General features: G+C 39.0%; 11 protein-coding genes. All 11 read right to left on the reverse strand.

Going from position 1 to position 10,212, the window contains the following annotated elements; genetic code table 11:
* Positions 1–2: 2 nt before the first annotated feature.
* Complete coding sequence (coaBC, locus tag ABIL69_04575; protein MEO0123261.1) at positions 3–1,154, reverse strand: bifunctional phosphopantothenoylcysteine decarboxylase/phosphopantothenate--cysteine ligase CoaBC; 1,152 nt, start codon at positions 1,152–1,154, stop codon at positions 3–5.
* The gene (locus tag ABIL69_04580; protein MEO0123262.1) at positions 1,151–1,342 is read right to left on the reverse strand and encodes a hypothetical protein; all 192 of its coding nucleotides are present in this window, start codon (positions 1,340–1,342) and stop codon (positions 1,151–1,153) included. The genes coaBC and ABIL69_04580 overlap by 4 nt, the downstream gene beginning before the upstream one ends.
* Before the next feature lie 147 nt (positions 1,343–1,489).
* A complete protein-coding gene (gene cobO, locus ABIL69_04585; GenBank protein ID MEO0123263.1) occupies positions 1,490–1,999 on the reverse strand; it encodes a cob(I)yrinic acid a,c-diamide adenosyltransferase in 510 nt (169 codons plus the stop codon).
* Between the two features lie 49 nt (positions 2,000–2,048).
* Positions 2,049–2,468, reverse strand: a complete 420-nt coding sequence (locus tag ABIL69_04590; protein ID MEO0123264.1) for a PPC domain-containing DNA-binding protein — start codon at positions 2,466–2,468, stop codon at positions 2,049–2,051.
* Positions 2,469–2,600: 132 nt separating this feature from the next.
* Complete coding sequence (locus ABIL69_04595) at positions 2,601–3,320, reverse strand: biotin--[acetyl-CoA-carboxylase] ligase (protein MEO0123265.1); 720 nt, start codon at positions 3,318–3,320, stop codon at positions 2,601–2,603.
* A 41-nt stretch (positions 3,321–3,361) separates the two neighbouring features.
* The gene (locus ABIL69_04600) at positions 3,362–4,609 is read right to left on the reverse strand and encodes a 3-ketoacyl-CoA thiolase (GenBank protein ID MEO0123266.1); all 1,248 of its coding nucleotides are present in this window, start codon (positions 4,607–4,609) and stop codon (positions 3,362–3,364) included.
* A gap of 115 nt (positions 4,610–4,724) precedes the next feature.
* Positions 4,725–6,059, reverse strand: a complete 1,335-nt coding sequence (locus ABIL69_04605) for a 3-hydroxyacyl-CoA dehydrogenase family protein (GenBank protein ID MEO0123267.1) — start codon at positions 6,057–6,059, stop codon at positions 4,725–4,727.
* Positions 6,060–6,270: 211 nt separating this feature from the next.
* Positions 6,271–6,486, reverse strand: coding sequence for a hypothetical protein (locus ABIL69_04610; protein ID MEO0123268.1), 216 nt, complete (start codon positions 6,484–6,486; stop codon positions 6,271–6,273).
* Positions 6,487–6,504: 18 nt separating this feature from the next.
* On the reverse strand, positions 6,505–6,675 hold the full coding sequence (locus ABIL69_04615) for a hypothetical protein (GenBank protein ID MEO0123269.1): 171 nt from the start codon (positions 6,673–6,675) through the stop codon (positions 6,505–6,507).
* The gene (locus tag ABIL69_04620) at positions 6,668–7,642 is read right to left on the reverse strand and encodes a hypothetical protein (protein MEO0123270.1); all 975 of its coding nucleotides are present in this window, start codon (positions 7,640–7,642) and stop codon (positions 6,668–6,670) included. The genes ABIL69_04615 and ABIL69_04620 overlap by 8 nt, the downstream gene beginning before the upstream one ends.
* A 45-nt stretch (positions 7,643–7,687) precedes the next feature.
* On the reverse strand, positions 7,688–10,102 hold the full coding sequence (locus ABIL69_04625) for a hypothetical protein (GenBank protein MEO0123271.1): 2,415 nt from the start codon (positions 10,100–10,102) through the stop codon (positions 7,688–7,690).
* Positions 10,103–10,212 lie beyond the last annotated feature (110 nt).

Genomic DNA, 10,212 nt, shown 5'->3' on the forward strand with positions numbered 1-10,212 from the left:
TTCTATTCTTCAACAATTAAATCAAGAATACGATTTGCTATCTCCCATTTCGTCATTGTTCCCAATTCTGTAATTTTTCCATTCTTTGTTAATATGGTTACAGAAGTAGTTTCTTTCCCGATAACCGAAACTGGATTGGAAATAATATAATCGAGTCCCTTTTCCTTCAATTTTTCCCGGGCTCTTTTTAATACATTTTTATCCTCTACAGAAAAACCGATAAATGTTTTATTTTTCTTATAACTTCTCATTGATTGCAAAATGTCAATATTCTTTTTTAAATCCAATCTCAAAGAATCAGAGTGAATCTTTGTCTCACACAACTTTAAAGGTTTATAATCACCAACTGCAGCACTCATTATTAGAGTATCCGTCCATTCAATGTGTTTTTTCAATGTTTGCAACATTTCTTCTGATGTCCTCACCCTGAATATACCCGGCTCATCAGGCACTGAAACGCTCGTCTGTCCAATAATCAACCTGACATCTCCATCCCTGCACTTTGCTGCCTCATACAATTCAAGTGCCATAATTCCTGAAGAACGATTTGTAATAACCCGGACCGAATCAATATCTTCTTCTGTTCTCCCACCGGTTATGAGAATCTTTTTATCGGCAAGTGTTTTGTATCCAGCAGCACAAACAATTATTTTTTTATAAATTCTATCCAATTTGGGAAATCTTCCTTTACCAACCTTGCCTGAAGCAAGCGCCCCTGAATCTGGTTCAAGAAAATAATATCCGTTTTTTTTCAGTTTTTTTAAATTATCCTGGACAATCCGGTTATTCCACATTCCTGTATCCATCGCAGGTACAAAAAGCACCGGCTTCTGAAAAGAGATTATCGTTGTAGAAAGTAAATCATCTCCTATCCCTGCTGCTGTCTTACCAATGATATTTGCGGTGGCAGGTGCAATTACTAATATGTCAGCCCAATCATTTAGTGAAATGTGTTTAATCCCCTTTGTTAGAACAAATTGGTCAATATAAACTTCGTTATCAGAAAGTGTCTGGCAGGTAAGTGGGGTAACGAATTCAAGAGCAGATTTTGTAAGTACTACCTTTACTTCGTTACCATTACGCCTCAAAAGTCTGATAAGTTCTAATGCCTTATACCCAGCAATAGAACCAGTTATTCCTAAAACGACCTTCACTCTTTATATTTATATTTTATAACACCTGCAGAACACTTAATCAATGCTTCCCTGATTGGACTAACTTTACTATCTACCAAGTGCTGTCCCTGCTCATCCTTTATCTTTCGTGCATAAAGTGCAGCAATATTTATTGCCTTGTATTTATTTTTATAATGTTTCCAGATATTCTCTATGGGAAATATCATAAACCTCCTTTTTTCTCAATTATTCGTTAATCCCAGTTCAATCATGAAAAAACCTAAAGTTTTCGTTCCCTATATAAATAATATTATATTATATGGAAATAGTTATCAATGTCAAGAAAAACATTATTCAGTTCCCTGGGTTATCTATTAATATTCTATTCCTTTCCGTGCCTTAACGCCTTGCTGGAAATAATGCTTTACTTCTATGATTTCGCTTATCAAGTCGGCGTAATCCTGTAATTCTTCAGGCATATATCTACCAGTTATAATTATCTCTATTTTCTTTGGTGTCTTCTTTAACAATTCAACAACTTCTTTAACAGAAATCAATCCATAATCTACTGCCACATTCAGCTCATCAAGAATAATAATATCGTATTTTTTACTTTTTATCAATTCTTTTGCCCTTTCAAACCCCTTTTTTGCTAATTCAATATCTATTTTTGCAGGATTATCTTTGTCAACAAAATCCGGCCTGCCGTATTGTTCAATTTTAAAATTTTTTAAAAGTTTTGCTGATTTCAGTTCGCCATAATTTATCTTTCCCTTCATAAACTGAATCATTATAACCTTTTTCCCGTGCCCCACTGCACGCATAGCAATCCCCAATGCTGCAGTCGTCTTTCCTTTACCATTGCCGGTATATATCTGAATCATATGCTCTCCATTTTAAAATTAAACCACATCCTTTTGTGGCAAAGCCAATCTATATCTCAAGCAAATTCAAACCTGTATCAGAATCTTTTTTACGCACCATTTTTTTATCAAACGGCAAAACAATTATTTCTAATGTTGCTGGAACATAACCTGAAAATAAATGACCACCAAAGGCATTAAAGTTTTTATCAGTAATTGTAACATGGATATGAATAACCAGCTCTTTCTCAAAATAGGAAACATTACCAAGAAAGCTCGTAAATTCGTATTCGTCTTCAAAATGCTTTTCTATATAAGATTTCTTATGGGCATCAAAATAACCGAGTTTCAATCTCTCACCAACACCAAGACCATAAAGAAATGCGCCTTTTAATTTTATCTTTTTTGCAAAAATTTTTATACTCTCAATTATTTCTTCACCTTTTTGTAATCGTAAAATATAATAATTTTGGTATTTCTTGTATGTCATAAGTTCTCCTTTTTTGCAGAGTAATCTATGCCACGACATTTCATTTTTTAATTAATCTTTTTGCAATACAATCCTTCGTAACCGGAAGAACACCGCCTTAGAACTTAATTATCACAATATTCACAAGAAAGTTCAAGGTTTGATTTCTTTAATAATCCTGCAATCTCCAGCCAGAACCTTATCAATCTTACCATCGGGAAGCACAAGAACTAAAGCACCATTACCTGCAATGTCAATCGCCCTACCCTTGACTACTTTCTCAGGGGTGTCAATCTCCACGGTTTTACCAAACATAATTGTATAATTTCTCCACTTCTGAAGTAATTCACTTGTTTTGTTATCTTTCAACATCTGATAATTATTGTCAATCTCTCGACACAGATCATTAAACACCATCATTTTATCAAGTTTTTTTTTCGTCTCAAGAAATATTGAACCGGCATTTTTTTCCAGCTCTTCAGGAAATTCGCGGATATTCAAATTTATGCCAATACCAAGAATTACAGCAGTATCCACAACTTCAACAAGAACACCAGCAATCTTTTTGTCATTCAAGAGAATATCATTAGGCCATTTTATTCCCAACAAAATATCATAGTTGTTATTAAAAGTTTCGCAGATTGCGACACCAGCAAGAATCGGAATCAATAGTTGCTTTTCTGCGAATAAAATAATAGACAAATATAGCCCACCTTCCGGGGAATACCATTGACGGTCAAGCCTTCCTTTTCCTGCAGTCTGGATATCAGCAAGGATTACCGTGCCTTCACTTGCACCATTGATAATTTTTTTTGCGTATTCATTAGTTGAATCAACCTCGTCAAGATAGTAGAGTTTAGAACCGATAATCACAGGTTGGTTAAATCGTTAAAAGTAAAGAAATTTTTAGCACTCTATTCTGTCTTTTTAAAAATCATTGTAACTACGGTCTTGTCATTCCCGCCCATACTCGAAATCATTCCAAAAGGACGATTTGAATCAATCTTTACCTGACAATCACCCGCCTTACCGAGTAATTGATGAACAACATCAACCGCCTGCCTTACACCTGTAGCACCGGTCGGGTGGCCATAACCAATAAGACCACCGGTTGTATTCGTTGGGATAATACCATTGCTCTTTGTCTTACCTGCCTTTACAAAATCTGCACCTTCACCATGATTGGCAAATCCCGCAGCTTCTATAGCCATTATACCGGCAATCGTAAAACAATCATGAACCTCAAGCACACTCAAATCACCCGGTTTTATACCTGCCTTCTCATAAGCCCTTTTTGCGGCAATTTCACAGGTCGTTAGTTTTGTCAAATCAGGTGGAGGTGTTGTAATATTGTCCTGCACCTGTGCAAAAGCAACGATTTCAACTGCATCTTTTTTATCAACACCAATTTTCTTCAAACCTTCCTCTGAAGCAAAGATCAAGGCACTTGCACCATCCGATACCTTTGAACAGTCATAGACATTCAAAAATTCACAAAATGATCTGGGGTCTGGCTTTGTCATTCCAGTATTAAATAAATCAGGATTTGTATTATGGTATTCCTGTGCCTTTGGATTCTTTCTTGCATTTTCAATCGCATTCACATACCATTGTGCCATTGCTTCCCTTGTCTTCTGTTCACCAAATTTTTTCATATATGCACCAGCGCGCTCAGAAAACTTATCAGGGAAAAAATATGCATGCCCATTCTTTCTTTCACCTGCATACCAGCCTGCTGCAGCAAGATAATCCGCACAATATAATGCTTTAACTGTATTTTGCACCTCAACCCCAATGCACAAAACAACATCCGCAAGTTCCGAAAGGATATTTTTCACCGACGTTACCAATGCAAGCCCACCCGAATCACAGGCACCTTCAACATGGATACAGGGTTTGTATTGAAATGTTGGATGAACATAAGGAAAAAATCCACCCAGATTACCCTGACGACAAAATCTATCTGCGACAAAATTACCAATCACACCCTCATCAATATTTTCAGGATTTTTAATTTGTTCAATCGCACCGAGACCTGCTTCTTTAATGTAATGCTCAATCCCGGGCCTGGGTTTTTTAGGATGAAACTCTTTTCTTCCTGAGCCCAGGGCAATTGTATTATATCCTGCACAGGCATAAATTTTTTTTCTCAAAAAAGGCATAAAACCTCCCGTATGGATTGCTTATCTAAATACCTAAAATTTAGGTAATTTAGGAATTTTGGACTTTTAGCTACCTTCATTTTTAGGTATTTAGGCATTTTGGACTTTTAGGTATTTACTTAGCATACTCATTTATTGGTCCGTATAACCAGTAAAATCCATTGGTCAAAACTGCATTAACATCATCAGCTGAGTTTGCAACACCCTGTTTTACAAGATTCTCTGCAATTTCTTTTGTCCTCTTTAAGTAATTAAGTGCGAGTTCTGCACCAAGTGTATTCATATTTTTTAGTGCTGAAAAATGAGCCCTTAATTTTTCTTCTTTATTTTTGTCTCCGAGCAGTGCCTTCCAGGGAACAAAACCTTCAGGCAAAGGTCCCAGTTGCTTATCAATTTTCTTTTTCCAGTCATCATTGATAATAAAATATTCGCCTTTTTTCAAATCAAAAATTCCAACCGGACGATTCTTATCGTATTTTAAAAAACCGTCTTTCTGTGAGCCATCCGGATATTGTCCCCCTTTTATTCCCATTTTCATCATTTTGTCAATCAATTTGTGTTTTAATTCATCAGCACCAAGATGGGTTCTCATTACTTTAAGGATACACTGGAATACATCAATCCCTACATAATCTATCAACTGGAAGATTCCCATGGGTCTCAAAAGGAAGTCCTGACTCACACGATTCATTATATAAATTGCACCGGGTAACTTATATTTCCCTTTCAATCTTAAAACTTCTTCAAGGGCAAATAGACCATCACGCATAAAATGTCCATTGCCGATAAAACCAGAAATATCATTGGCAGGAACGAGTGTCTTACGAAGACGTTTACCAAGTTCACCGGCAATATCCTTTAATTCATTCTTAGTGTATTTTGAACATATAACTTCCACAAGTTTCTGAACGACCGGTGGGTTATAAAAATGGTAACCAATCAATCTTCCATCAAGACCTGATTTTTCATCAAGATAACCTATCGGTATACTTGAGGTGTTTGTCAAAAAGAAGGTATCCTTTGAGACCATTTTTTTCAATGACTTATAGGTTTTTATCTTAACTTTTTCGTCCTCAATTATTGCCTCAAATATTAAATGACTGTTCTTTGCCAGGGTCAGTTCAGTGCTGAAATTCAAAAGTTTCATACCATCATTCACATAGGCATCAACAATCTCCGCATTCTCCACAAGGTCGGCGCGGTCTTTGTATTTGTCTCTTAGCGAAACAATTGTCTTTTCTGCAGTCCTTATAAATTGTGATCTTAAATAATCTCGGAGTCCATCAAGTCCCTTTTCACTTACATCGATCAGATTCAGCCGATAAATTTTATCCGGATTTTCAAATCGCAATCTCAACATCTCCTGGGCAATCAATGCTGCAATTCCACTACCCATCTTGCCTGCAGCACCAATTACCGATACATTCTGTAGTCTTTCATCCAGATTCATTAAAACCTCCCTTCAACCAATAAAAACAAATGCTCAATATTTAATGTCATAATCCCAATAAACAAAACGAATGAGAAAACCGAAAATTTTATCACAAACAAGTTTAATAATTGTAATGAAAAATATTAAAAAGTCAACAAGAGATATCGAGGCTCCGATACTCTCTCCAACCTTTTTAATCCCTCTTTGCCTTTTTCTCCCTCCTTCACCCCTATCTCAACAACACCGCCTTCTCAATCTGTTTATAATCCCCTGCCTCTAATCTAACAAAATAAACCCCACCAGACAGTCTGCGACCAGAATCATCACAACCAACCCAGACAACCGTTGACCGTTCACCGTTTACCGTTAGCCAAGAAAAATCTTTAACCATTCTACCGGTTACATCGTATACCGCAAGGCTAACCTCTGGTTCTGAAAGAACCATCGGTTCTTGAAGAAAACCTTACCCTACATTCCCGTTTGGATTATGGGATTTGAGGCCCGGTGTTTGGAACTTAATCGTAAGATTATTGTTGAATGGATTCGGATAAACCTCAAAAGTAGACTTTCGCGAACCTATCCCCACCGTCCCTTTGTCCTGTGGACCACCCTTAGACCTGATTCTCTCACTCATACAAAACAAAACTTCCGCTGATAGCAGGATTACCAGAAACCTCTATCTGAATCACACTATCCGCATAAATACTCGCCGGTATACGATGCCGCCGAATTATCAATGTATCCTGAGGAATATTTACAACACCAACCTGCACTCCAACAACTTTTAAAAACAAAGGTAAATTACTATACCCATGCTGATATACACAAAATACCAAATCATAATCTCTTTTATAATCTAAATTCTCAAATCTATATCCAATATATTGACTATCAATATCAACTCTTTGATATGGCAAATTACCATACTGAATATACCTCCCACGCCTTGTATTAAATGGTGACTTTTCCTCCTCGCCGCCCTTGGCAATATACAAAGGCAGACCAGCCAACGCATCAGGACCACTACCACCACCTCCACCAATCGTTACCCTCTCAAATTTGATATCATAAGGTGGCACAGAATTCTCAGTCCAGATAAAGTAGATATCGGTCCCTTGATCAGTCTGCTTGTGGGCAAGATGGGAAAAGACCGAAATCTTATCCGGACTATTGCTCAAATTCGTCTGGCCGCGCCAGCCCCATACCGGCGGTTCATAACGGGCATAGTATATCTCATAATCATTACCCTGCCTTTCTACCCAGGAACAGAAAAATCCCGTGGTCAAGATCGGATAACCAGATGGATTTTGGGTATTACACACGGGCCAGATCCAGGACCAGGAAGATTCTTCACCAAAATAAGTAAGATGACGCCAGAAGATATTGCGATTACCGTCAAGAACACCATCCCAGACCACATAGACAACGTCACCCTCTACAACTAAAGATGGATGATGGCAATCCGTAATCGTAATATTATTACCCTCATCCCTTGATACCTCATAATAATCTGTCCAACCATTCTCACCGCGTGCCGAATAGTAAATAACCCCATCATCCTCTAAGACACAATGAACCTGTGGATATTCCTGGGTCGGCATAAAACCAATACAGGGATTTATCCCAGAGCCGATGACCTCAGTACTCTAATTACCCGGATTATAAACACTGAAACTCGTATAATAAGAATTGCTCCCATCAGAATAGGCAAGATGACCGATATTGTAATCACCAATCACAAACGAAGGTGGACCGAAATCAATATCGGGCCGGGAGACAACAAGCGGGAATGGGTCAGACCATTTATTCCCACTGATATATCCGGCAAAATAAATCGTATCCCGTATCTCACCATCTGCCCACCAGACAATATAGGGTGGATAATCAGGGACATCACGGATGGCAAGCGCCGGGGTATATCCTTCCCCTATCTCCATCTTTCTTGACCAGGTCGCACCATCATCGGTTGAATGGACCGCATAGATAACCCCGCCTGACTCATAACAAGCCCATAATTCATTTGTCGCATAAATATGTAACAACTTCCTGCCATTGTTGGCAAAGGTCGCCTCAGATGAACTGCTTACGAGCGACTTGTTGAATTCTGGTTTGTAAATGTATACTCCTTTATCAGTATTAGCAAAAGTCGTATCTGCATACATCGGGTCAATTATCAGGTCATAAGGACTCATCTGCTCAAGATTATTGCTTATTTCAAACCACTTAGCTGCACCGTCTACTGAGAGATATGCACGACCTTCAAAGGTAGTAGGATAACGGACACCTATATAAAGTATCGTCGGCTCCTCTGGGTCAATCACCAATGACCAAATTTCGGGTAGTACCTCTGGAGGGTCGCTTCCTAATCCAATATTCTTAGGCAACCATTGAACACCATAATTGGTCGTTTTGTATACTCCATTATTTAATGTGCCTGCATATATTATTGCGGTATTTATAGGATCGATTCCCAGTACCTCAACAGTTGAATTTGACAGTCCGTTACTTCTTTCTACCCAACTTATGCCTGCATTCGTGCTACAATAAACTTTGCCGTTTTCACCAGCGACATAAAGCGTCTCAGAATAAATCGGGTCGTTTATGACAGCATAAAGACTCGGCTCAGGAGATGCAACTGATAGCAATTCCCAACTATAGCCATTGTTAGTGCTTCTTGCTAAAGGTTCAGGTCCACCATACCGGAAAACAGCGTAAATCGTATCAGGTTTAACCGGGTCAATGGAGAGCTTTATCCGGGTGGGATTAAAAGGCGGTGAATAACAGACCCACCAATCTTTACCATAATTTTCAGTTTTATATATGTGATTAACCTGTGCCCCTTCTTCAACTGCAATGAAAACATTTGCGGGAAATTGAGGATTTACAGCAATGTCATAAGCCGCAAACCAAATTGCTTTATATAATGTAGTCCAATCTTTCCCAAAATTAAAACTCCGATGCACTGAACCACCTGTTAGACTGTAAATTACATTAGGAAATTTTGCGGTCAATGCTCGTCCAGGCTCAATTCTCATACCCTTAGTACATTCGTTCCACCAGTCACCCTGCCGCAGTGATTTGTAAATTGCCAACGGCCCACCTGCCCACATTTTTGATTTATCTTGAGGATTGATACATATGGTAAAGATACTATCCGCAATAATTCCTTGATTCCTGGGTAACCAATTATTTCCATAATTGGTAGACCAGGAGATGGCCTCTTGGTCCATTCCGATAAATACTACCCCTGGATCTGACGGATCTATTGCGATGTCAAAAATCCACACTATTGGGGCGTTACCTAAAAAGGTCCAAGTATTACCAGCGTCTGAACTACGAAAGATTTGGTCATAATCATGCGCAGTAGCATATACATAATTCTGATCCCTTGGTGAGATTTCTACGCTCCGTGAATCCCATGTTAATTTCCGAGTCCAGGACTGTCCCCCATCAGTTGATAAAAATAATCCTCCCTGATAAGCACCCGGATAAGGGTCACTGACAGAGACGAGAAGGCGCTGAGACCCAGAAAACACAGCGATATCGTGAACAGGTCCATCTGGTATAGGTGATGACAAAGAACTCAAGGTCTGGCCACCATTTGTTGTCTTAAAGATAGTGGGCTGTGCACCATCACTCCCACAGCCAACAAGAACCACACTCGGATTATTCGGATCCATTGCAAAACAAAGGGGTTGGGTATTGGTAATCCCGTAACTCTTTGGCTCCCAGGTCTCACCACCATTTACCGATTTCCAGACCGGCACATCACCATTCTTGCCAATATAAACAACCTGGGCATTCTGCGGCTCACAAATCACACAGATGGGATTCTTCGTCACATCAAGGTATGTCAATGAATCCCACAACTCTCCCTCATCCGTTGACTTATACAACTTATGCGTCTGGTCAGCCGCATAGATGACCCAGTAATAATGCAATGGGTCCCACCCCATACACATATCATCCGCCCTGCCTGCAGGCGGACCATTCAATGCCTGCCACTGTGCACCCAACAAAACCAGTGGCAGAGTTATGATTAAGGCCAAGACACTACGCATCTTAACCTCCTTTCACCCTCACCCTGAAATGAATTCAGGGCGGGCTCTTAATCCTCTCCCTTCAAGGGAAAGGTCGGGGTGAGGATAGCATTTTAACTCCTGTTTGCGTA

The organism is candidate division WOR-3 bacterium, from assembly GCA_039802005.1.
GTDB lineage: Bacteria > Hydrothermota > Tepidihabitantia > SM23-42 > JAOAFX01 > JAOAFX01.

Coding starts and splice junctions, on each gene's coding strand:
- ABIL69_04580 (MEO0123262.1), bottom strand. CDS start 1,342: ATGATATTTCCCATAGAGAATATCTGGAAACATTATAAAAATAAATAC.
- cobO (MEO0123263.1), bottom strand. CDS start 1,999: ATGATTCAGATATATACCGGCAATGGTAAAGGAAAGACGACTGCAGCA.
- ABIL69_04590 (MEO0123264.1), bottom strand. CDS start 2,468: ATGACATACAAGAAATACCAAAATTATTATATTTTACGATTACAAAAA.
- ABIL69_04600 (MEO0123266.1), bottom strand. CDS start 4,609: ATGCCTTTTTTGAGAAAAAAAATTTATGCCTGTGCAGGATATAATACA.
- ABIL69_04605 (MEO0123267.1), bottom strand. CDS start 6,059: ATGAATCTGGATGAAAGACTACAGAATGTATCGGTAATTGGTGCTGCA.
- ABIL69_04610 (MEO0123268.1), bottom strand. CDS start 6,486: ATGGTTCTTTCAGAACCAGAGGTTAGCCTTGCGGTATACGATGTAACC.
- ABIL69_04615 (MEO0123269.1), bottom strand. CDS start 6,675: ATGAGTGAGAGAATCAGGTCTAAGGGTGGTCCACAGGACAAAGGGACG.
- ABIL69_04620 (MEO0123270.1), bottom strand. CDS start 7,642: ATGCCGACCCAGGAATATCCACAGGTTCATTGTGTCTTAGAGGATGAT.
- ABIL69_04625 (MEO0123271.1), bottom strand. CDS start 10,102: ATGCGTAGTGTCTTGGCCTTAATCATAACTCTGCCACTGGTTTTGTTG.